Below are 22,328 nucleotides of genomic sequence, written 5' to 3'. Positions count from 1 at the left end.
ACAGGAGCCTTTTACCGTTTTAACGTTTGGAATACGCGGTTTGCTTCATAAATCGCGCGCTCCTCATCGATGGTCAACAGCTTATGATTACGCATCAAGAATTTACCCGCTACAATTGTATCTTTCACATCGCGTCCATTTGCTGCGTACACCACGTGTGAAATCGGTTGGTGTGCTGGGTGGAAATGGGCTTGGTGACTATCCAGCACGATCAAGTCAGCTTGCTTGCCTACTTCAATGCTTCCGAGTGTTTCCTCTTGGAATACCCCTTCTGCGCCATAACGAGTAGCCATGCGAAGTGCTTCCTCTGCTGGAACCGCTACTGGATCGTTGTTCACACCTTTGTGCAGGATCGCAGCGAGCTTCAATTCCTCAAACAAATTCAAATTGTTGTTGCTTGCCGAGCTGTCGGTACCCAGTGACACGCTTACACCTTTTGCCAACATTTTCGGAACAGGCGCAACACCACTTGCCAGCTTCAGGTTGCTCACTACGTTATGAGAAACTCTCACATTGTATTTTGCCAAAATGTCGATTTCTTCATCCGTTAGGTGAACAGCGTGCGCGACGAGTGTTGGGCGATTGAACATTCCCAGCTTTTCCAAATGAGCAACTGGACGAAGCCCGTAGTCCTTCTCGTTTTGCCCGACTTCCCAAGCAGTTTCAGACATATGGATATGAAGCGGCAAGGACAACTCATCGGCTTTTTCGATAATTTGGGTAATAAATTCTGGCGAGCAGGTGTACGGCGCATGCGGTGCCATCATGACCGTAATACGCCCGTCTGCCTGATTATGCCATTCTTTTGCAAAAAGAGTCGCGTCTTTCAGCTTTGTTTGACGTTCTTCTTCGGAGCACAGGCCAATCATACCTCGGCAAAGGCGAGCACGCATTCCAGCTGCATCGACTTCCTTCGCCACGACATCCATATGATCATACATATCCACAAACGTGGTGGTTCCGGTACGAATCATCTCGATAAGCGACAATTGGGTACCCCATTTTACTGTGTCTCCCGTGAATTGCGCCTCCAATGGCCACATTTTGTCTTCCAGCCATTGTTGCAGCGGCAAATCATCTGCATAACCGCGTAGGAGAGACATACCAGCATGTCCATGCGTGTTAATTAATCCAGGCAGTATGTAATCACCTTTTTGATCGATGACTTCATCGTAGCCCGCTTCCGACAAGTCCTCAGGAGTTGGGCCCACATACGTAATCTTGTTGCCTTCGAATGCTACGGCACCATCGTAAATGACTTCATTCGTATCGTTAACGGTAATGACTGTTGCGTGAATGAGGATCGTTTTTTTCATAGTATACACTCCATTCTTACGTCAAATAGTAGGCCAAACTTTGCAGGTTGGACGTCACATCCGCATAGTGAACGCGAACATCTTTTCCTGCGCGAATCGTCGTAGGGGCAAAATTCAAGATCCCCCTGATACCCGCTTGAGTCAACTGATCACATACGGATTGCGCTGCAGGTGCCGGTACCGTAATAATCGCCAGCTTGATTTGCTTGTTGACGACCGTTTCCTCCAGCTCTGATAAAGGCTGAATCGGTATACCTGCGACTTTTTTTCCCTGCTTCTCTGGATTATTGTCAAAGATGGCCGCAATCCGCATGTTATCTTTCAAATAAGCGTTGTAGTTACTAATGGCATGGCCCAAATGCCCTGCTCCGACCAAAGCGACACGGATTTCATCCGTGAGCTTCAGAATTTCACGTATTTTTTCCACCAGATAATCGACATCATAGCCGATTCCCTTTTTTCCAAAATCACCAAAAGCTGCAAGATCTTTTCTGATTTGGGCAGGATTCACATCAAGATTCTTGCCCATCTGTTGGGAGGAAACGGTGGTCACCTCAACCTGCTGCAAATAACTGAGGTAACGCAGATAAATCGGCAAACGACGGACGACCGCTTCTGAAATCTTTTCGTGTTTTGCCACGTTCGGTCTTCCCCCTAATCCTTTTGCTTCAAAATCCGATATTCTTTTCCATTCGATAAAATGGTAATGGAACCGTCGTGGCTGGTAACGTATGTCTCGGCCCATGACTCACCCAAGCGCTCCATGACTTCCGTCTGACCGTCTTTCATTTGATCCCGCGATCGACCAGTCTGAATAATAGCGACCTGAGGATCGACTTGTGTCAGAAACGGTTGCGAAGAGCCTTGATTGCTCCCCTGACCCGCTACCTTTAAGACTTCCGCCTTCAGTCTGTCATTTTGCCTCTCCAACAGTCGCTCTTCTGCTTTTTCATTTACGGCGCTCATAAATAAAAATCGCAATTGACCGTGCGTCAATCGAAACACGAGAGAATTGTTCTGGGGAGATAAAAATAACGGTTCATCCGGGAGCAAAACTTCCATGGAAATTTCTTGGTCAAGATTGAGTACTTGTCCTTGCTCTGCTTCCATCTGCTTTTGGTTGGAGCGAAGCAGCACGACATGGCGAAGCGATGATGCGATCAGCTTGGGTAAAATGACGGCATCTACAAGCACCTGCTGGCTTAATGAAGCGTAGCCTCCCATATGCTCAGGCTGGTCGTTCGTCAACACTACATAGTCGAGCCGTGTGATCTTGAGCTCTGCCAAGCGCGCCGAGAGAACGGGCCAATCTTCTGTCGTACCCGTATCAATCAGCATCGTTTTGCCGCCTGGCATTCTCAAAAGTGTACTCTCACCATGTGGAAGTGCCAAGTAGGTGATAATGAGACCCGAAAATTCCTGTTCTGTCTCTGTTTCAAACGGGTCATCTATCTTTACTGCTGCTTCTTGCAAATACAAATGGCTATCAATCGAGCATGCGCAAAGGAAAATCGCACTAAGAACTACAATCCACCAACGCCACTCTTTTTTCCATAACATTTATTTTATCACCTTAATCCCTATGAGACTATTGCTTCATTTTATGAATCTGACAGGGATTGCATACTAAGGAATGGCTCTATGCGCTCTCGCAGCGTTGGCCATGGACCGCTTTCGATCTGAAATGGCGGCAAGGATTGAAGGAATGAACGTCCATATCTCGCTTCAACCACACGCGTGTCAAAAACGATCACGACCCCGCGATCCAAGTGGTGGCGAATTAATCGACCCACCCCTTGTTTAAATTGCAGAACGGCTTGTGGAAGAGACAAAGACATAAAGGCGTTTTTTCCTTCTGCCTTCAAAAGCTCTGCCCTTCCTTGATAGACAGGATGATTCGGCGGAGCAAATGGGAGGCGAACAATCACCAGACTGCTCAGCCATTCCCCCTGGATATCGACACCTTCCCAGAAGCTGCTCGTCCCAAGCAGGACACTTCTCTCCATGCTTCGGAACAGACGCACCAGCTTGCTCCGATTGTTGCTATCAATCCCGTGACCGAATAACGTATACGGTTCTGGGGCCTCCGCAAGGCGTTCTTTCATTGCTTGGTAAACAAGTCGAAGCATCGAGTGGGAGGTGAATAGAATCAGCGTCCTTCCTTTCGAAGCCAGTACGACGTCAACACACCCTTGAATGACAGCCTCCAAATAGGTGTGGTCACTCTCTTTGCCTGGTGTGGGGAAATCAGATGGAATCAACAGTAATCCCTGCTCTTCATAATGAAACGGCGATGGCAGTGACAAGGTCCGCACTCGTTCCTCGGGCAGTTGGTCGAGACCAAACTGGCTTTTGATGTAGGAGAAGCTGTTTTTGACCGTCAGAGTGGCTGATGTCAAGATCAGACTCCGTTTTTGCGCGAAAAGCGGTTCTGCCAATGAGTCGGCAACCTTCAAGAGTGCTGCGGACAAATGAACCTGCTTACGAGCTGTACGGGACTCTACCTCCATCCAATATACATACTCGGCATCCTGTTCAAGCAAAAAGAAGTGAAGCAGCTCCACGACGTTCTGCCAATCTTTGATGAGACCGAATAAATCTGTGAGTAAACTGCGTACGGCAAAAGGAGGCTTTTCGTCTTGCGGAGTCGTTCGCAAAAGCTGCTCGATGCCCGCTGCGTATGCGGTCATTCCTTCAATCAGCTTTTTGGTTACTTTGCGTATCTTCTCGTGTTTGCCTACAAACGATTCGATCCGATAACGTACCGTCTCACGACCAGCGTCCGCCGTCTCCTCCGCACGATCTGATGCCCATGCATACAAGAGCTGTGTCCATTGCTGCGCTTTCTCACGTAAAGCAGCAGACTGTTTTCTCAGCTCCAGAAGCTTTGTGGCGACATCTTCTTGTACCGAAGGCATCCAGCTTTGCAGCTCTTCTGCGAAGCGGCCAATTGCCCCACTCTCTTCAACCGAGGCACGATCTAACAAGAAAAGAAGCTGCGTGGTTGAAAACTGCTTGCCTAAATGCTGTGTCGCGGCATCCTCCAAATGATGGGCCTCATCGACGATGGCAACTTCGTACGAAGGGAGGATTCTGTTCTCCGCTTGCAAGTCGCTGATGAAAAGGGCGTGATTGACGATGAGTACATCGACATCGCGAGCCCGTTCCTTCGCCTGAAAATAGTAGCAGCGACTAAACCACGGACAAGCCCGATTCAAACAAGAGCTCGTATCACTTTTTACCTGTTGCCACAGCAGTTGACCACTTGGAGGCATGCTTAGCTCTTCCACATCACCGGTAACGGTTTGCGTGAGCCATGTCAGCATCTGTCCCTTGACCAAGCGCATTTCTTGGCTGCTTCCTTCTACAGGCTCGTCCACGGCTTGTTCAAATTTACGCAAGCATAAGTAGTTTCCTCTGCCTTTTAGCGTCGAAGCTGTAAAGGAAAACGGCAGAGACTCCTGCAAGGTAGCGATTTCCTTATGGAATAGCTGTTCCTGCAATTGAATGGTATTGGTACTGACCACCAGCTGCTGCTGATTGTGATGAGCCCAAATGATCCCCGGCAAGAGATACGCTAATGATTTTCCCGTACCTGTCCCTGCCTCTACCAATAAATGGGCTCCATCCTCCATTGACTCATAGACAGCATGCATCATCGCTTCCTGAGCATCCCGACGTTGATACCCCGACATTTTCGCCTGCATGTGCCCGTTTTCGCCCAAAACATCCTCAAGCTGGTCGGCAAACGCTTTGGTCATTGTCGCATCGATATGAGGACGCTTCAGAGACACTGTTGCTTTTTCTTCTCGCTTCCGAAGGGCCAGCTGGCGATAAACATCCCACATGTCTGAGGAATCCGTTTCGGTTGGTGTTCCATGCAGCTCTGGCAGCTCTATAAGCTTTTCCATCTCGATCGTGCGTAGAAGAACCTCGATATCAGAGCGAAACGAAGAGACGAGCATCTGCAGGCGCTGGATCGTCACGAGCGGCAGTCTCTTTAAAATATCCAGCAAGTGGAGAAACAGCTGCGCCGTTGCGAGTGCATCGCTGTCTGCTTGATGGGGATTATCATGCTCGATTTCCAGCTCAGACGCCAGTTCTCCGAGTCTATAGCTATTTTGCATCGGTAAAAGAACGCGAGATAGCTCCACAGTATCAAGTACGTAGCCGTCAAACGCATAATAGCCCTGGCTCAGCAGGGCTTCTTGTAAAAATTGGAGATCAAAGCTCGCATTATGTGCAACAAAAGCTCGTCCGTCCAATAAACGCAAGAAATCTGGAAACACTTCTTCCAAGGAAGGAGCATCTGCAACCATCTCATTGGTAATTCCTGTTAATTGGGTAATAAACGGCGGAATATCCTGGCCCGGATGAATCAGGGTGGAAAAACTCTCGGTAATCTGCCCGTCATCGATTGCGACAGCACCAATCTGAATGATGCTGTCACCTTGGCGTGGATGGCTTCCCGTCGTCTCAAAATCTACAACTAGTAATCGATTCAAACGTTGTCACCTCGTAACCTGGGCGGAAACATTCAATCCGCACCCATTCACATTCGGCAACGATGGGAAATATTCCTGCTCTCCTGTACATTTAAGGCTGTACGAGCTCGGTTTGCATTTCTGATTGACCGAGCTTGCTTGCGCATAATTGCAGATAGATGGGGATTTCCCATAACTGTTCTGCGAATGGCAATGCCCGTTGAAAATATTGTTCAGCTAGGCGCCAATTTTCTTCCACAACCGCGATTCTTCCCAGATGAAAATACCCTAACGAACGTACATATGGCTCAGCGTCTTCCAGGAAATACTTTGCCAACCGTTTTGCTTCTTGTGTATCCCCCAGCTTCTCGTATGCGGAAATCATCCCGGATTGTCCGAGGCGATTGTCTCGGTTTTTCTCCAGCATGATCCGAAACGCTTTGATTGCTTCCTCTACCCTTCCGTCAAACAACAGCATCCATCCATAACTAAATAGAAAGTCGTCATTTTCAGGTGCAAGACTGATGGCTTTTTTGACGAGCGTCAATGCCCGCTTCGTACCTGCAATGAGCCACGTATTCCAGGCCAATCCATGCCACGTCCACCCATCTTTTGGGGAACGCTCCGTCAAAAAGTGATAGCAAATTTGTGCCCGGTGATAATTGCCCACTGTTTCGTATAAAGAGGCCATTTCCTGAAGAGTATCGCTGTCCAAATCTCGTGTCGGCAATTGCAAGCCTTTCGGCGGGTTCCATTCCACCGTCTGGTCCATCGTATGCAGTAATTTTGCAGCTCGCAGCCATAGCATCTGCGCTTCCCAATCGTGCTCGTTTTCTTCTAGATACGGTTCCAATTCGTCCAAAGCTTCCTGTGCATCGCCATCTCTTAAATAGCAGAGCGCGAGGTTGTATTTGGCTTCTTCCTGTTCTGGCTTGATCTCGAGAGACGTCTTAAAAGCTTGCGCCGCCTCTAGCCATTGCTCCTCTTCTGCCAGTATGCAACCAATGGCATTAAAGCTGATGGCCACAATGGTAGGTGAGCTTGCTGTCCTGCCTAGAAGACGGAATTCCCGAAAGGCTAATTCTTGCTCCTCACATAAAAGGAGACTGTAGGCGTAGTACAAGCGTCCACTTTCCCAGTCTGGCGATTTTTGGACTAATTCTGCAAAACACTTTTTCGCGTCTTGAAACATGCGCAAATGATAAAAGCCTTCCCCACGACGAAAAATCGGCTCGTATTGGTTCATTTCAACGGCCTTTGGTGATTCTGCATTCACCTTCGACTGATCCGTCTTTTTCTCTTCTGCCGGAAGCTGTCCTTCCATTTCCTTGATGCTACGAATCGCATTCGATAATTTTTCTTCGAATTGCAGCCACAGGTCAACGACTGTATCACTTACTTGGCGCAATTGAAACAATTGTTCCGCGAGCTGAAGACGTTCTTGTTCAGAAGCCCCCTGCCACTTCTCTTCAATCGTCTGCGCTTTGTTCCGAAGCGTATGAAACCAATCCTCGATTTTCACAAGAAAAGCCACCCCCTATGAGGCATGAGTACTTTCATTGTCTCACAAGGCAGGTGGCTCTATGCAGGAGTCGACAGATCGCTTACAGAATCGTCGCGTGTACTTCTTCAGCAATCAATTCTTTGATCTGATTTTTTTCATCCATGATGGCGACACGTGGCTTGTAGGTTCTCGCCTCTTCATCCGTCATCATCGCATAGGCAATAATAATGACGATATCGCCCTCTTGTACGAGACGTGCAGCTGCTCCGTTCAAGCAAATGACGCCACTGCCTGGAGCACCTTCGATGACGTATGTTTCCAGACGCGCTCCGTTGTTGTTATTGACGATTTGTACTTTTTCATTTGGCAAAATATCCAGTGCATCCAACAAATTTTTGTCGATGGTAATACTGCCAACATAGTTCAAGTTTGCTTCAGTTACCGTTGCGCGATGGATTTTTGCTTTCATCATGGTGCGGAACACTAAGAATTCCTCCCTTATCTCTACTTGATGGATGTAATCGTATTGTCGATCAAACGTGTTTTGCCAAAACGAACAGCTAGCGCAATGATGATCGTCTGACCTGCCGTTTCCTGTTCAATAGGTGTAAGCGCTGGATAGCTCAAAATTTCCACATAATCAATACCTGCCAGCGGCTTCTCGGAAATCATTTGCGTTATACGTTCCTTGATTGCAGAAAGAGCCACGCCCTCACCCAGCCATTCCTCTGCTTGCTTCAGACTCTGTGATAGCACGAGTGCTTGTGCTCGCTCATCCGCTGACAAGTAGACATTCCGAGAGCTCATGGCAAGACCATCCGCTTCGCGGACAATCGGGCATGGAACGATTTGTACTGGCATCGACAAGTCTTGAACCATTTGCGTCACAACAGCTACTTGCTGGGCATCCTTTTGTCCAAAAAAGGCGTAATCGGGCTGGACAATTTGAAACAATTTATTGACGACAGTCGATACGCCATCAAAATGACCCGGACGAGAAGCTCCACACAATGGAGTCGTCACATTTGCCACTGAAATGTTGGTCAGCATCGGTTTCGGATACATCTCGCTGACTTCCGGGGTAAACAGGAGGTCAACTCCCGCTTCTTCCGCCATTTTGCTATCCCGTTCGATATCGCGCGGATAACGTTCAAAGTCTTCATTCGGTCCGAATTGCAGCGGGTTAACGAAAATGCTCATCACGACCAAATCGCATACTTCACGGGCAGCTTTTACCAAGCTAAGATGTCCTTCATGCAGAAAACCCATGGTCGGTACCATCCCGATCGTTTTGCCTTGCCGACGTGCTTCTTTTATATGAATGCGCATCTCTGCGATTGTGGAGACTTGCTGCATCATTGTTTGCATCATGACTGCTTCACTCCTTCCCCGTACAACTCCTTGATGGTTTCTTCAGAAGCATGGAAGACATGCTCTGGCCCTGGGAAGCTTCTTGCTTCGACTTCTTTGTTATAGGTCTCAACGGCTTCACGGATCGTTTCACCAATGTTTGCGTAGCGCTTCACGAATTTCGGTGTGATATCCGATGCGTAGCCGACCATATCATGGAACACCAGCACTTGCCCATCGCAAGTCGCACCCGCTCCGATTCCGATCACAGCGATGTCCAGCTTGTCTGCAATCATGCCTGCGACCTCTTCCGGAACACATTCCAGCACAATGGCGAATGCACCCGCTTCTTGAATGGCAAGGGCCTCATCCAACAATTTTTTGGCTGCCTCCAAATCTCTTCCTTGTACTTTGTAACCACCTAATTGATGTACCGATTGCGGAGTAAGCCCAATATGTCCAACGACAGGGATGCCTGCTTGTACACAGCGTGTAATGATTGGGGCAAGTTCACGGCCCCCTTCCATTTTGACCGCCTTGGCCAGCCCTTCTTGCATTAGTCTGCCCGCGTTTTTCACCGCTTCCTCAACTGTTCCGTGATAGCTGAGAAAAGGCAGGTCCGCCACGACAAATGCACGCTTGGCCCCTCTCGTTACTGCTTTCGTATGGTGTAGCATATCCTCCATCGTAACAGGGATGGTGGAGTCATAACCGAGTACGACCATTCCCAATGAATCACCGACCAGAATCATATCAGCGCCAGCTTCGTCCACTAATTTGGCTGACGGATAGTCATAGGCGGTCACCATGGTAATCGGGGTTCGCGTTTCTTTTTTCTTGCGGATACTCGAAGTCGTAACGGTTTTGTCGTTTGTTGCCATTGTTCATTTCTCCTCTTTTGCATCAAGCCCGTGGATCGTGTGAGGAATAAAAAAACCTTCTCGCGTCAATCGGGAGAAGGTTGTCCATGTCAAAAAGACATCTTGCGTCCAACGGATTCCTTCTGTCTCGGTCCACACAGGCTCTGAGCAGATTTTTGTCCTTACACGTATTGCTTTAAGATTACACGATAGATACAAAAATACTCCGGGAGTACCGTTCACGAAGTGATACAGCCTCCAAATTGGAGTATAGCAAATGATTTAATCATTTGCACGATAATTGACATCAGCCGAATATACTTTGTGAATCTGTCCCGCCTGATCCTCGACCTTTAGTACGCCTTCCTCATCGAGGCCGACTGCACGGCCTTCCAGCTGTTGTGAAATCGTCTGGAGGGTCACCCATTTACCAATGGTGTACGAATGATCCTCCCACTCTTGTTTTACACGCTCGAAGCCAGCCTGCAAATAGTGGTCGTATTCTTCTTCAAAATTTCTACAAAGCCGTTGGATAAACGAAACTCGCTTGAGTGGCTCGCCAGATTCAATTCGTAGCGAAGTCGCAATTTGTGCCAGTTCGGATGGAAAATCAGACGCGACACTGTTGGCATTGAGCCCTATTCCGATTACTAAATAATTGACCCGATCAGATTCTGCATTTAACTCAGTCAAAATCCCGCATACTTTTTTGTCACCGATAAAAATATCGTTCGGCCATTTGATTTTGACAAGCAATCCAGTCTCTTCCCGGATCGTTTTCGCTACCGCAACTGCCGTTAGCAACGTCATCTGAGGTGTCTTCGGTAACGGAATCGCAGGTCGGATGATCAAGCTCATCCAGATCCCCGTTCCTTTGGGAGAATGCCATGGTCGGCCTAGTCTGCCTTTCCCACCTGTTTGCAGCTCTGCCAGCACAATCGTACCTTCTACTGCCCCTTTTGCCGCAGCCTCGTGTGCGAGGGGCTGCGTAGATAACACCTCATCGTAAGCGATGACATTTTGACCGATCCGATTCGTTTCCAGTCCTGCCATGATTTCTGCTGCTGACAAGCGATCAGGGGCAACCAGCAGGCGATACCCCGATTTGCGTACCGCCTCTACCTCGTAACCATCCCGGCGCAGTTCTTCGATATGTTTCCAAACCGCCGTCCTAGAGCAACCACATGTTTGGCTTAATTCTTCACCAGAGATGAAACTACCTGGCTGGTCACGGAATGCTTGAAGGATGACTTGCTTAATGTTCATCTTGTGCAACCTCTTTCTTTGCAACTTCGACGAGTGCTTCTGGTGTATTTGGTAAACCGTGCAGAGCCGTTTGTTTAAGCAATGATTCCAAGATGCGGACAATCCACTCGCCTGGCTTTTTCTGAATGGCTACTTGCAGGTCAAGCCCCGTGATTGCCAAATCCTTGATGGTTTTGACAGGCATGTTTTCGTATCGATCGAGGAGTGCTTGCATCGAAAACGATTGCCTCTCCTTCCACCAACACGCTTGCAATAAAAGGAAGAACTCGTTGCACGTGTCCCAACCGACTTCAAGCAGCAGTAGCCCCCATTCAATCGCTTGAGGGACATCCCATTGCGGCTGTAATCGCGTCAGAAGTTCAACCAAGCAACAAATTGCTTCTGTTTCGCGTTTGGACATTTTGAGGAATTGGCATACTTCACGCGATTGCACAGGTGAATAATTCGCCGCAAACAGTAGCAACGACCATTTTTGCGTCACGGTTTGCAAATGATGCAGCCGCCAGACATGCTCATTTGAGAGGACGAACAGTTTTTCTACCTCAGGGGCATAAGCCATGAGCCTCGTTTCATTCAACAACTGACAACCAACCTCTGGGGCTTTACTGTCGAGCGTTTTATTCAGCTCTTCCCTAATGCGCTCCACAGCAATATGAGCTAACAAAGGTGCAGTCTGTTTCATAGCCAGCATGGTCTGGTCTTCTATAGCAAAACCTAACTGGGAAGCAAAGCGCACTCCTCGTAAAAGCCGAAGGGCATCCTCCTGAAATCTCTCTAGCGGAATGCCTACTGCCCGAACCAGCCGATGCTCCATATCCTCACGTCCACCGAACGGGTCGTGCAATACTTGATTACGATCCATCGCCATTGCGTTCATCGTAAAATCTCGTCGCTCCAGGTCGAGCCGAAGTTCTGAAACGAACTGAACTTCAGCGGGTCGACGATAATCCTCATATTTTCCTTCCGTCCGAAACGTGGTTACTTCGAACATCTGCCCCTCGACTTTTACAGACACAGTGCCGTGTTTCAGACCAGTCGGGACATGATCGGGAAACAATCGGATGACGTCGCCGGGATGGGCATTCGTACATATATCTATATCATGAACAGGTCGTTGTAAAAGCCAATCGCGGACGCAACCACCCACATAGTAAGCTTCGAAGCCGTGTTCCTCCAATCTGTCGAGAACACGTTTTGCCAATTCTATCGCCAATCCAATCCCCCCTTTCTGGTTTGCTCCGCCTGATCTACACAAGGAGGCGTTTTTCATGAGAGTTTTGTATGGATTGTTCATTTTAATATCCAAGGTGCATCAGCTAGCTAAAAGCTCGTTCTTACGTTCAAAAGCTTAGGTTTTCTTCGGATTTGCTTGCCAGCAAGTTGGCGTAAAGTGCTTCATACTGAGAGGCAATCGTTTCGTGACAAAACGTTTTGCAGGATCGCTCAATGCTATTCGCGGAGAATTCGCGGTATAGCTCTTCGTTTTGCAAGAGACGTATCGTTTCTTTCGCCATGCCTTCTACGTCCCCAATTGGACGCAAGAAGCCATTCACACCATCCAGGACGACTTCGGGCAATCCTCCTGCCACTGTAGCAACGACAGGCACACCGCAAGCCATTGCTTCCAATGCGACGAGACCAAAGCTTTCCTTTTCTGATGGAAGCAGCATGATGTCTGCCATCGACAATACCTCGGCGACGTCTTCCTGCTTGCCGAGGAAGCAAACATCGTCGTTCAGACCGAGCTCTGCGATCATCTTGCGAACCAGGCCCATTTCGGGACCTTCACCAATGAGGATCAGTCTGGAAGGCATTTCTTCACGTACGCGCGAAAATATTTCAATCACATCCGGCACTCGTTTGACTGGACGGAAATTAGATATGTGCATAAGAATTTTTTCACCATTCGGTGCAAATACTTTTTTCAGCTTTGTAACCTCTTTCGGGTAGTAACGCCGCTTGTCTACGAAGTTGTACACAGGGACAATTTCTTTTTCAGTATGCAGCAGTTCTTTCGTCTGCCTGATCAAATCATTGGACACGGCTGTTACCAAATCACTTCGTTCAATGCCAAAGCGGATCATATCACTCAAATTCGAGTCATAACCGAGAACCGTAATATCCGTCCCGTGCAAGGTGGTCACAATTTTCAAATGATCCCCTACCATTTGCTTGGCGAGGAACGCACACAACGCATGTGGCACAGCATAATGCACATGTAATAAGTCCAAGTTTTCATTTTTCGCCACTTGCGCCATTCGGTTCGCCAAGGTCAAATCATAAGGTGGATATTTAAAAACATCATAGTTGTTCACTTCTACTTCATGATAAAAAATATTCGGGTGAAACGCGCCTAAGCGAAATGGCATTCCACCTGTAATGAAATGGACTTGATGTCCTCGCTCGGCCAATAGCTTGCCCAGCTCTGTGGCTACTACCCCTGATCCGCCCAATGACGGATAGCAAGTAATCCCGATCTTCATAACAGTGTCACTCCTTCTCACAAGCTCTTTAATACATACGGAGCTGCACTGACAAATCCTTCTGCGTAGGCTACACCAGCCTGCTGACCAAACAGTCGCTCTCGATACTCGACAGACTCCAGATAGCCATTGGTAAGCGGTGTTTGAACGCTGCCTTCTTCTAGTTCAAACTGACTGCGGTAACAACGCAGCGCCTCCATTTTTTGCGGATAAACAGCGGTGATATCCACAACAACCTGTGGCGTGACAGTGGAATTAATAAAATAGTAAAGAAATTGCGAAGGTCGATAGGCAGGCAAAGAAGGCTCCGGCAAATACTTGCGGATGCCCGCATTAAACACCGCCTCGCGAACAATTCTACTTACGCTTTCGTGATCTGGATGGCGATCTGCGAAATAAGGCGCAAGCACAATGGCTGGACGAGTTTCGCGAATGAGCTTGACGACACGTTCAATCGCACTTTCCCTGACTGCTTCCAACCCGCGATCAGGCAGGCCAAAATTATAGCGAGCAGCCACTCCCATCACGTGGTCAGCTGCCGCCGCTTCTTGCTGCCTTCTTTCCACCGTTCCATTCGAAGACAATTCGGCAAAGGTCAAGTCGAGAATCCCCACGCGCTTTCCCTCTTTGGCTGCCAAAATCAGACTGCCTGCCGCACCGATCTCGACATCGTCAGGATGAGCGCCGATTGCCAAAATATCGAGTGAACTCATGCATCATTCTCCTCATGCACCACTTCGCGCCAATCCAGCTGTCCCAGCTCCAAAGCCTTCAGCATGATTTCTGCCGAACCAAGATTGGTGGCAAACGGTATTTTGTGCACATCACACAGTCGAAGCAGTGCAATAATATCAGGCTCATGTGGTTGAGAGGTAAGCGGATCACGCAAAAAGATAATTAAATCCATCTCATTGCGGGCGATCATCGCACCGATTTGTTGATCGCCTCCTAATGGTCCTGACAAAAACCGAGTTAGGGACAGCGACGTAGCTTCCATGATTCGCGACCCAGTTGTTCCTGTGGCATACAGGTCATGTTTTGCCAAAATGGATTCATAGGCCATCGCTAGTTGCACAATCTGTTCTTTCATTCGATCATGGGCAATCAATGCAATTTTCAAGAAAACCTCTCCCTTTATGGCTGGGTATCGTGTGTATGTTAATCAAACGTTTAATCAATCAGATGTTCCAATCCGTAAATCAATCCGTTCATATTCATTACGGCTTTAATGGCCATATTCACGCCTGGCATGAATGATTCGCGGTTAATCGAATCGTGACGAATGGACAGTGTTTGTCCTGTTGCGCCAAACAAGACTTCCTGATGAGCAACCATACCTGGCAGACGGACACTGTGAATCCGGAAGCCTTCGTAATCTGCTCCGCGAGCGCCTGGAATCGTTTCTACCTCTTCAGGATGCCCTTGCTTGAGATCTTCCCGAACGGCTGCAATCATCTCCGCGGTCTTCAAAGCGGTTCCGCTTGGCGCATCCAGCTTGCGGTCATGATGCAGTTCGATAATTTCCACATGCGGCATATATTTTGCTGCCATTGCGGAAAACTTCATACATAGAATCGCGCCAATCGCAAAATTCGGGGCAATGATGGCACCCAGTCCCGCTTCTTTGTAGCGCGCAGTCATCTCTTGCAGCTGCTCTGTTGTCAGGCCCGTTGTTCCGACGACTGGTCTCACACCTCGAGCCAAACAGAGCTCCATATGACGGTACACCGTATGCGGTGTCGTAAAGTCTACCAGAACATCCGGCTTCATTTCGTCCAGTTGTTGATTGATTTCCTCTTCACTCACACGCGTATCCAGATTGCCTGTAAAAACGAGCGCGGTATCTTGCGCCAGCATTTTCACTACCTCTTGCCCCATTCGACCATTTGCGCCTGCAACTGCTACACGAATTTGTTTAGTCATGCTGCTCGTTCTCCTCTATTCTCGTCCAGCGATCTTTATCGCGAGTATTAAACTTGTGCATAATACGATCAAACGCTTCCTGCAAATCGATTCCGAGCGAGTTTGCGAAACAAATCACGATGAAGAGTACGTCACCCAGCTCTTCCTCTACTGTTTTTTCGCCTTCGTCCTTTTTCTTCGGTTTTTCACCATAAAAATGGTTAATCTCTCTGGCTAATTCACCTACTTCTTCTGTCATTCTAGCCAGCATGGAAAGCGGAGAAAAATATCCTTCTTTAAATTGCGATATGTATTGATCAACTTCTTGCTGCATCTCTTGCATAGTCTTTTGCCGTTCCATCCGCCCACTCCTTTTTTCACAGTCTTCTCTCTTTCACCTATCGTACTAAAAAAGGCTTCGTTTGCCAAATCACAATACTTCGTCTTTCCAGCATATGGACAATCAAACGAGCGTTCATTTATAATGGCTTTCGGATAGCCCTCAGGTAACACAAGTATTACCTGCACATCATGTCCGGGGGGAAGCCATTCCTGATCCGGCGAACAGGAGGACATATGAAAATTCGTCTTGATAGTATCTTTGCCATTATCATCGGTTCTGCCATTATGGGATTTGGTATTAATGCGTTCAACATTCCCAACCATTTAGCTGAGGGCGGTATCACTGGTATCAGTATTTTGATCAAGCTGTTAGTTCCTGCTGTGGACCAGGGAGTCGTCTTCTTTGTCCTAAACGTACCGTTATTCTTCTTGGGCTGGAAAATTCTTGGACGAACTTCTTTTTTCTACACGATTTTGGGAACGGTTTCACTCTCCGTCTTCTTATCCTTGTTTGATGGAGTTCTTCCGCTTCAAATGAAAGATCGCTTGCTCGCCTCCCTCTATGCTGGGGTAGCTGTCGGAGTCGGTTTAGGGATTATTTTCCGTTACGGCGGGACCACTGGCGGAGTGGACATCATTGCCAGACTGCTTCAGAAATACATGGGTGTCAGCATGGGGAGAACGTTGTTTTTTGGAGATATCTTGGTCATCGGGGCATCCCTCGTCTATTTGAATCTAGAAAGCGCCATGTACACACTTGTCGTCGTCTTTATCGCCGCACGTGTCATCGACTTTTTCCAAGATGGGGCGTATGCCGGCAAAGCACTGACGATCATTTCCAACGAAGCGGACAAGATTGCCAATCAAATCCTTGAATTTGGTCGTGGTGTTACCCTTTTAGCAGGAAAAGGCGCCTACTCTGGCGATGAAAAGAAAGTAATCTACGTGGTTATCAGCCGCAACGAAGTGATGCGTTTTAAAAATATCGTGCAAGAAATTGACCCGCATGCCTTTGTCATCGTCAACGATGTTCATGAGGTACTCGGAGAAGGCTTTACTCTCGACGAAAACAAGAAACCTCTTCACGACTAGCACGACGCATCACAGCAAAAAACCCTTGCCTTTTCGTATAGGCAAGGGTTTTTTGTATCTATTAAGTCGAACGGATTTCTCCATCATATTTCTTCCACGCCACATAAGACAAGGCCATGATCAAAGCAATCGAAATCGATGCGAGAATAACAATAGGTGAATCTGGCCGCATCATTAAACGAGCAAACGTACTCTTCTCTTCTCCCACAAAGGCCACTTGAAAAGAGCTGTTCAATTCTCGCAACGCCTCTCGTACCAGCTGCCAATCTACCTGGCTGTTTCGCATCTCTTTGGATATGATATCGTACGCAACTGTAATCGAGGACATTTGCCCCTCTGGAAGCTGAATACTCATCCCCGGCTTAATGGCCAAAAATAATCGGTAGTTCTCATCGAACTGTTCGCGAAACTGACTGAAATTCCGCTCAACAGCCGATAGTTGCAGGTTTTGGACCTGTGTTACGAGAGAAGGATAGTAGCTACGCCACATCGGCTGGTGATCATGCGTCAGTGCGTCTATGGCGATACGGACCCGCGTGGCATGCCACAGCAATTGCTGTTCACTTGCGTTTGCAGAAGCAAAGCTTTGCTTGGCTGCCAGTATGGACTGTGTCACTGCATTCAAACTCTCAATTCGTATCGGATTGGGTAAATGCTGATTAGGGAATCGTTCTGCCAGCTGTACGATGCGCTGCTCTGCCCCTTCAAGATCTCCCTTTTTTGCATACGTCAGTAACTCATGCGCAATTTGATCCAATGCTGCCAACTGCTTTTCTTCTATCGGTTGATTCAGCTTCGAGTACAAATTATGAATGGGCCACGACAAGAACAACCCGATCATGAGAAAGAATAATAAAAACCGGATGTTTTTCTTCAACGCAAATAACCTCCTTCCCTAGTACAGCCTATGGAAAGGAGGACAAGATTAGACCTTATTTGTCGTATACTTCATATTCACCCACCAGATCACCGAGATCGAGATCAGACTGAGAAGAACCGTAAACAAACCAACGAAGCCCTCATAAGGATCCAATACACTCGGCAGCCACGGATGGATGTCCATGACGTAATCGAGAAAATCATTATTCAGTGTCCACAGCGCAGCGATTCCCACCGGCAGAAGACTTAGCTTGTAAAAACGCGCATACAAAACAGATTCCACAGCCATGCCGGTGTGGGAAATAATCAGCATCACGTCTGTCCAACGCACTTCATTGCCCATCAACCAACCAGCCACGATAATGCAGACGGCCCAGACACCATACTTAAAATTGGTGATGCCAGCCAAAGCTTCCAGTACAGGAATGTGGCGACCCAACAAATAGGTAAGGAGTACAAGCGAAAAAAGTCCGCTACCTGTCGGGCTGTCCGGGACAAAAGGAATCAAATATGCTGGTGTCTCAGCCAATTGGTTACCGTACCAAATAAATCCATATATGGTTCCCAAAAAGTTGACGACGAACAGCGTCCAAAGAAACCACCTTTTGCCCAAAGATTGCCGAAACCACTCCCATATCCAGATCATCTATAATCGTCTCCCGCTGTGTACGCCGCTAACGAAAAAGCTGACCGCATTACCAGCCAGCTTTTCCCCTATTAGCTTATTTCAAGCCAGCCATGTATTCAGCTAGCTTTGCGATTTCTGCATCATCTTTGATCATACCGCCTGGCATTGCGCCTTTACCGTTCTTGATGACATCAGTAATCTTGGCTGCATCCAAAGTTGCACCGATTTTTTGGAGGTTTGGACCCATGCCACCCTCCATGTTTTTACCATGGCATCCCATACAGCTTGTTTGCGCTTTCCAAAGCGCATCTGCTTTAAAGCTGGTGTCCGCTGGAGCCGGTGCAGTTGCACTCGATCCTTCTTTGCCACCAGTACCTTTACCTTTATCTGGGTGAGCCAGATGATATTCATGGTTTGCTGCCCAAGTCAAGTAGAAAATACCTACGAGTGCAGTCAGCATCAAGCCAGTAGCAACTGGACGCTTGCTCGGACGACGCTCTTTGCTGGTATCCAGCCAAGGCGCCAACATCAGTGCACCAAATGCGATACCTGGAACAACGACGGTACCGAGTACGACCCAATCCCCTGCAGCCCAAGGATATTTCAGCATTTGATACAGGAACAAGAAGTACCAGTCTGGCAACGGAATGAATGAAGTATCATTCGGGTTTGCTTTGTCAGTCAACGGCGACGGATGTGAAACCGTCAACACGAGAAAACCAACCAAGCAAACAGCTGCCACCATCCACTCTTTCAACAGGAAGTTTGGCCAAAACGGCTCGTTTTTACCTGGAAAGTCGGAGTAGGATGGAGAAATGTTTGGGATACGCTTCGCCGATACTCGGGAATCTCCGACGAAGGTAGCATCTTTATCTTGTTTTGCCATGCTATTTCCTCCTTTTTTCGAAGACCGATTATAGTGGACCCGAGATACCTTGCGAACGGATCATAACAAAGTGAGCTCCCAACAGACCAAGCAGTGCGCCTGGGAGGAAGAACACGTGAATCGCGAAGAAGCGAGTAAGCGTTTGCGCCCCTAAAATGTCTCCGCCTGTGAGCAATGTTTTCACATATGGACCGATGAAAGGTACAGAGTCAGCGATCTGCACACCTACTTTGGTCGCAAAGTATGCGGTGTTATCCCATGGCAAGAGGTAACCTGTGAAACCGAGACCCAGCATAACGAAGAAAATCAGTACGCCGACTACCCAGTTCAATTCACGAGGCTTTTTGTATGCACCTGTAAAGAATACACGCAGAGTATGTAGGAACATCATCACGATTACCAAGCTGGCACCCCAGTGATGCATACCGCGTACGATTACCCCGAACGCTACTTCGTTCTGCAGGTACTTAACGGATTCGTAAGCATTGATAACGTCTGGTACATAGTACATCGTCAAGAACATACCAGACAAGATTTGAATAACGGTAATAAAGAACGTAAGTCCACCAAAGCAGTAAACAAAAGCTGAAAAATGATGTGCCGGGTTCACGTGCTCAGGTACTTCGTGGTCAGCCAAGTCACGCCACATCGGAGTGATGTTTAAGCGTTCGTCGACCCAATCATACATTTTTTGCATCATTTTAGCCGTTCACCCCCGGACGAGGATTTGCTTTTACTTTACCTAAATACAATTTTCCGTCTTTGACTTCTGTCTCATACTCATCAAGAGAGGCCGTCGGTGGCGTTCCCAAAATGTGCTCGCCATTGATCGAATAACGACCCATGTGGCAAGGACAGAAATACTCATTTGGTTGTCCTGGGCCAGTTCCCCAGTCAACCGTACACCCTAAGTGCTTACAGATCGGGGACAGAGCAAGAATCTCACCCTTGTCGTTCTTGGTAACCCATGCAGTAAGTGTAGATTCTGATTCATACCAACCGTCCTTGGTATGGACCTTGAATTCTACGCGTTTTGGCACGGCACTAAACTCATCCGGACTGCCGACAGCTACTTTATCTCCACCTGCATGTCCTTGCAGAAGGGGGTCTACCGCAAAGCGAATCATTGGGGTGATCATTCCCGCAGCAAGGAATCCGCCAGTTCCCATCAGGGCGTAGTTCAAAAATGTACGCCTGGAAATTTCGCGTTTGTCTCCCATATCTTTTTTCCCTCCTTATCCTGTAAAATAGCGCTACGATGGCATTTTCATACATATACACTAGGTCAATCCCAATCATAGCTAACGCCTATAAAGATGTCAAGAATGTCCAGTGGACATGTCTTTACCCAAACGATGTGTGGCAGGATATTGTTGCCAGATTGTCAAATTTAAGACCTTGCCCCACCTATTTTTCTGTAGTATTACCAGAAAACGCTTTCTCTATTGCGCCTCTTTTTTAAGTCAAAACGATTATCCCCGCCCGGTTTGCCACAACTTGATGACCTCTTTGTACAGCACATCTACGGTCACTTCGAAACGTAAAGAAGATTCTAGGTCTTCATCCCCTACCAACAAAATCAACACGCCTTCTTCTGTTCGTTCCTTTAATGCAATCTGTTCTCCGCGAAAATGTAGCAGTACTTTATAGGGAAATTCCGTCGGTGTTCGTTGTTCCAACTGCTCTTCTCCTATTTGATAGCTTAACGGAAATAGAAGTACGCGTCCCTTCAGTCGCTGCTCAATCCCGGCCGCTACATTCAATAAGTAGTTCATACGTACCACATGCTCTTCTACTTTTCTGTCCGAGTTGTACAAATAAAGAGGGAGCAGCGCGGTATCCACAAAGGACCGCAACTCCTCCCAGTTTTCAAAATCATTCAAGTTCCACTGCATAGAGCCGTCTCCTCATTTCCTTGTTCATTTCTGGAAACAAGCGTACCATGAATGGTTGGAGACTCGCAATAACGCATACGATTATGTATTTAGGCTTGCTCGTAAGCCATGATTTCTTTCAATTCGTCTGTTAAGCGCAAAAACAGCTCTTTGTTTTTCGATACAAGTGCCTCATCAATCTCCTGGATTAGCGTGCGCTTGCGATATTGACGCATTTGCTCGTCTATCACCATTTCAGATAGCAAACCGGAAACCATTTGATTGTTCGTTCCGTACGCGTTGGAATAGAAATTCGGCCACTCCATACCCATCCCTCACTTCAATAAAATAGTCGTTTCGGTAAAACCATTGTATTTTCGAAGCCAAGTCTGGCTCGCATACGTTGCGGTGTATAACCACTGCCCCTGTTCGTCTTGGCCGACGCGCAACAATCCCAGATGCACCATCATCTTGCATACCCGATTCACCAAGATATCTGTAGGCGAATCGTAGTAAAACTCTTTCAGCCAATGGAGCAGCGCGTCCATCAGCGATTGCTGACTTACCCAACCACCCGACGCGATCAGCGGAATGAGTTGAACCAGCATCGGTAAGTTCGGGACAGCCCGCTTGTACAGCCTCATCCAGAAGCGAATGACATCATGGTACAATTGATCGTTATACGGTTGCTCCAGTCGCTCCCTCCCTGCATCCGTTACTGCTACCTTGCCGTCTACTTCTACAATCCATCGGTGATAGTAGCAGAAATCGTAGAGCAAGGAAAAACGGTCAGGGTATAAATCAAAATGTAGCCCGTAGCCAAAACGCCATTTTTGCGGCAATAAAGGCTCTTCTTTTACGTACAAAAATTGAAAAAGCTGCTGCTGATGACGCTTGTACATGCCACCTTCTGCGGTTAGCGGTACTGGCTCCTGCTGGAGAAATTGTAAAAATTGCATGATGTCATCGCATACTGCTGTTCCCTCATCCCTATAAGCTTGCGGACCAGGATCAACTAATGCGTTTGACTCACGCCACTTTGTCAGCCACGCTTGCAAGTACGGCTCACGAATGTCCAGCGGAATTTGATACTGTCCTACAGTTTTACTTTTCGCCGGAAAAATCCATCCTCGCTTCATTGCTGCAGCGACAAACTTCCGTCCTTCCTCCTGCTTTTTTTCCTTTTCACACTCCAGTGCCACCCCGGCTTTCGCCAACAAATCCTCAAGCGACATGACCGTACGCTTGTCCAGGAACAATTGGAGCAAAAAATGGGTTTCTGCACTGCTCAGCTGCTCAACTTCTTGGGAGATTGTCAACCTGTGCCTCAAGCTAGACAACAGTGACGTAATCAATTCGTTTTTGGAATGAGGGTTGCATTCGCATCCGTAATGGTTGGCAATCTGATGGAGCTGCCGGATATCGGTGTACACCAAGATCTCAGCCAAGTTCATCTGTGCAT

At 47.8% G+C, this 22,328-nt stretch carries 24 protein-coding genes; 1 reads left to right on the top strand and 23 read right to left on the bottom strand.

Annotation, left to right across the window (positions count from 1 at the left end):
* Positions 1 to 11: 11 nt before the first annotated feature.
* From ACKKE8_RS14060 to ACKKE8_RS13990, 15 genes are all read right to left on the bottom strand, one after another.
* Complete coding sequence (locus tag ACKKE8_RS14060; protein WP_007723137.1) at positions 12 to 1,316, bottom strand: amidohydrolase; 1,305 nt, start codon at positions 1,314 to 1,316, stop codon at positions 12 to 14.
* 16 nt (positions 1,317 to 1,332) lie between these two features.
* A complete protein-coding gene (locus ACKKE8_RS14055; protein WP_409178665.1) occupies positions 1,333 to 1,956 on the bottom strand; it encodes a redox-sensing transcriptional repressor Rex in 624 nt (207 codons plus the stop codon).
* A 14-nt stretch (positions 1,957 to 1,970) separates the two neighbouring features.
* Entirely contained in the window at positions 1,971 to 2,876 is a 906-nt protein-coding gene (locus ACKKE8_RS14050) for a ComEC/Rec2 family competence protein (protein ID WP_409178664.1), read from the bottom strand.
* Between the two features lie 41 nt (positions 2,877 to 2,917).
* Positions 2,918 to 5,821, bottom strand: coding sequence for an ATP-dependent DNA helicase DinG (gene dinG, locus ACKKE8_RS14045; RefSeq protein WP_409178663.1), 2,904 nt, complete (start codon positions 5,819 to 5,821; stop codon positions 2,918 to 2,920).
* Positions 5,822 to 5,912: 91 nt separating this feature from the next.
* Positions 5,913 to 7,322, bottom strand: coding sequence for a tetratricopeptide repeat protein (locus ACKKE8_RS14040; protein ID WP_409178662.1), 1,410 nt, complete (start codon positions 7,320 to 7,322; stop codon positions 5,913 to 5,915).
* Positions 7,323 to 7,404: 82 nt separating this feature from the next.
* Positions 7,405 to 7,788 (bottom strand): aspartate 1-decarboxylase, encoded by a 384-nt coding sequence (gene panD, locus ACKKE8_RS14035; protein WP_007723146.1) that lies wholly within the window; start codon positions 7,786 to 7,788, stop codon positions 7,405 to 7,407.
* Positions 7,789 to 7,808: 20 nt separating this feature from the next.
* Entirely contained in the window at positions 7,809 to 8,675 is an 867-nt protein-coding gene (gene panC / locus ACKKE8_RS14030; protein ID WP_409178661.1) for a pantoate--beta-alanine ligase, read from the bottom strand.
* The gene (gene panB / locus ACKKE8_RS14025; RefSeq protein WP_409178660.1) at positions 8,672 to 9,535 is read right to left on the bottom strand and encodes a 3-methyl-2-oxobutanoate hydroxymethyltransferase; all 864 of its coding nucleotides are present in this window, start codon (positions 9,533 to 9,535) and stop codon (positions 8,672 to 8,674) included. Before panB ends, panC begins: the two co-directional genes overlap by 4 nt.
* Before the next feature lie 261 nt (positions 9,536 to 9,796).
* The gene (locus ACKKE8_RS14020; protein ID WP_409178659.1) at positions 9,797 to 10,780 is read right to left on the bottom strand and encodes a biotin--[acetyl-CoA-carboxylase] ligase; all 984 of its coding nucleotides are present in this window, start codon (positions 10,778 to 10,780) and stop codon (positions 9,797 to 9,799) included.
* Positions 10,770 to 11,993, bottom strand: coding sequence for a CCA tRNA nucleotidyltransferase (locus tag ACKKE8_RS14015; RefSeq protein ID WP_409178658.1), 1,224 nt, complete (start codon positions 11,991 to 11,993; stop codon positions 10,770 to 10,772). Before ACKKE8_RS14015 ends, ACKKE8_RS14020 begins: the two co-directional genes overlap by 11 nt.
* Before the next feature lie 127 nt (positions 11,994 to 12,120).
* A complete protein-coding gene (bshA, locus tag ACKKE8_RS14010; protein WP_409178657.1) occupies positions 12,121 to 13,263 on the bottom strand; it encodes an N-acetyl-alpha-D-glucosaminyl L-malate synthase BshA in 1,143 nt (380 codons plus the stop codon).
* A 17-nt stretch (positions 13,264 to 13,280) separates the two neighbouring features.
* Positions 13,281 to 13,976: a bacillithiol biosynthesis deacetylase BshB1 gene (gene bshB1, locus ACKKE8_RS14005; protein WP_409178656.1), complete on the bottom strand. Its 696-nt coding sequence runs from the start codon at positions 13,974 to 13,976 to the stop codon at positions 13,281 to 13,283.
* Complete coding sequence (locus ACKKE8_RS14000) at positions 13,973 to 14,383, bottom strand: methylglyoxal synthase (protein WP_409178655.1); 411 nt, start codon at positions 14,381 to 14,383, stop codon at positions 13,973 to 13,975. The genes bshB1 and ACKKE8_RS14000 overlap by 4 nt, the downstream gene beginning before the upstream one ends.
* Before the next feature lie 50 nt (positions 14,384 to 14,433).
* A complete protein-coding gene (gene dapB / locus ACKKE8_RS13995; RefSeq protein ID WP_409178654.1) occupies positions 14,434 to 15,186 on the bottom strand; it encodes a 4-hydroxy-tetrahydrodipicolinate reductase in 753 nt (250 codons plus the stop codon).
* Entirely contained in the window at positions 15,179 to 15,526 is a 348-nt protein-coding gene (locus tag ACKKE8_RS13990) for a nucleotide pyrophosphohydrolase (RefSeq protein WP_016740047.1), read from the bottom strand. The genes dapB and ACKKE8_RS13990 overlap by 8 nt, the downstream gene beginning before the upstream one ends.
* Before the next feature lie 215 nt (positions 15,527 to 15,741).
* Here ACKKE8_RS13990 and ACKKE8_RS13985 point away from each other — a divergent pair, with 215 nt between their 5' ends.
* Entirely contained in the window at positions 15,742 to 16,599 is an 858-nt protein-coding gene (locus ACKKE8_RS13985; protein ID WP_409178653.1) for a YitT family protein, read from the top strand.
* A gap of 61 nt (positions 16,600 to 16,660) precedes the next feature.
* Here ACKKE8_RS13985 and ACKKE8_RS13980 read toward each other — a convergent pair whose 3' ends face one another.
* The 8 genes from ACKKE8_RS13980 to ACKKE8_RS13945 all read right to left on the bottom strand — a co-directional run bounded on the left by ACKKE8_RS13980 (position 16,661) and on the right by ACKKE8_RS13945 (position 22,320).
* Complete coding sequence (locus tag ACKKE8_RS13980) at positions 16,661 to 17,476, bottom strand: sporulation protein YpjB (RefSeq protein ID WP_069845318.1); 816 nt, start codon at positions 17,474 to 17,476, stop codon at positions 16,661 to 16,663.
* Between the two features lie 48 nt (positions 17,477 to 17,524).
* Positions 17,525 to 18,124 carry a DUF1405 domain-containing protein gene (locus ACKKE8_RS13975; protein WP_409178652.1) on the bottom strand — a complete coding sequence of 200 codons (600 nt, stop codon included), beginning with the start codon at positions 18,122 to 18,124 and terminating at the stop codon, positions 17,525 to 17,527.
* 76 nt (positions 18,125 to 18,200) lie between these two features.
* Positions 18,201 to 18,992, bottom strand: coding sequence for a c-type cytochrome (locus ACKKE8_RS13970; RefSeq protein WP_409178651.1), 792 nt, complete (start codon positions 18,990 to 18,992; stop codon positions 18,201 to 18,203).
* A 28-nt stretch (positions 18,993 to 19,020) separates the two neighbouring features.
* Complete coding sequence (gene qcrB / locus ACKKE8_RS13965; protein ID WP_012686173.1) at positions 19,021 to 19,692, bottom strand: menaquinol-cytochrome c reductase cytochrome b subunit; 672 nt, start codon at positions 19,690 to 19,692, stop codon at positions 19,021 to 19,023.
* Position 19,693: 1 nt separating this feature from the next.
* Positions 19,694 to 20,212, bottom strand: a complete 519-nt coding sequence (locus ACKKE8_RS13960; RefSeq protein ID WP_007716590.1) for a ubiquinol-cytochrome c reductase iron-sulfur subunit — start codon at positions 20,210 to 20,212, stop codon at positions 19,694 to 19,696.
* A gap of 252 nt (positions 20,213 to 20,464) precedes the next feature.
* The gene (locus ACKKE8_RS13955; RefSeq protein WP_409178650.1) at positions 20,465 to 20,887 is read right to left on the bottom strand and encodes a DUF2487 family protein; all 423 of its coding nucleotides are present in this window, start codon (positions 20,885 to 20,887) and stop codon (positions 20,465 to 20,467) included.
* Between the two features lie 89 nt (positions 20,888 to 20,976).
* Positions 20,977 to 21,192 (bottom strand): IDEAL domain-containing protein, encoded by a 216-nt coding sequence (locus tag ACKKE8_RS13950; protein ID WP_409178649.1) that lies wholly within the window; start codon positions 21,190 to 21,192, stop codon positions 20,977 to 20,979.
* Positions 21,193 to 21,201: 9 nt separating this feature from the next.
* The gene (locus ACKKE8_RS13945) at positions 21,202 to 22,320 is read right to left on the bottom strand and encodes a hypothetical protein (protein ID WP_409178648.1); all 1,119 of its coding nucleotides are present in this window, start codon (positions 22,318 to 22,320) and stop codon (positions 21,202 to 21,204) included.
* Positions 22,321 to 22,328: the final 8 nt, after the last annotated feature.

This window comes from Brevibacillus fortis (assembly GCF_046196545.1).
GTDB classification, from domain to species: Bacteria; Bacillota; Bacilli; order Brevibacillales; family Brevibacillaceae; genus Brevibacillus; species Brevibacillus fortis_A.
This window is presented reverse-complemented; position numbering and strand designations above follow the sequence as displayed.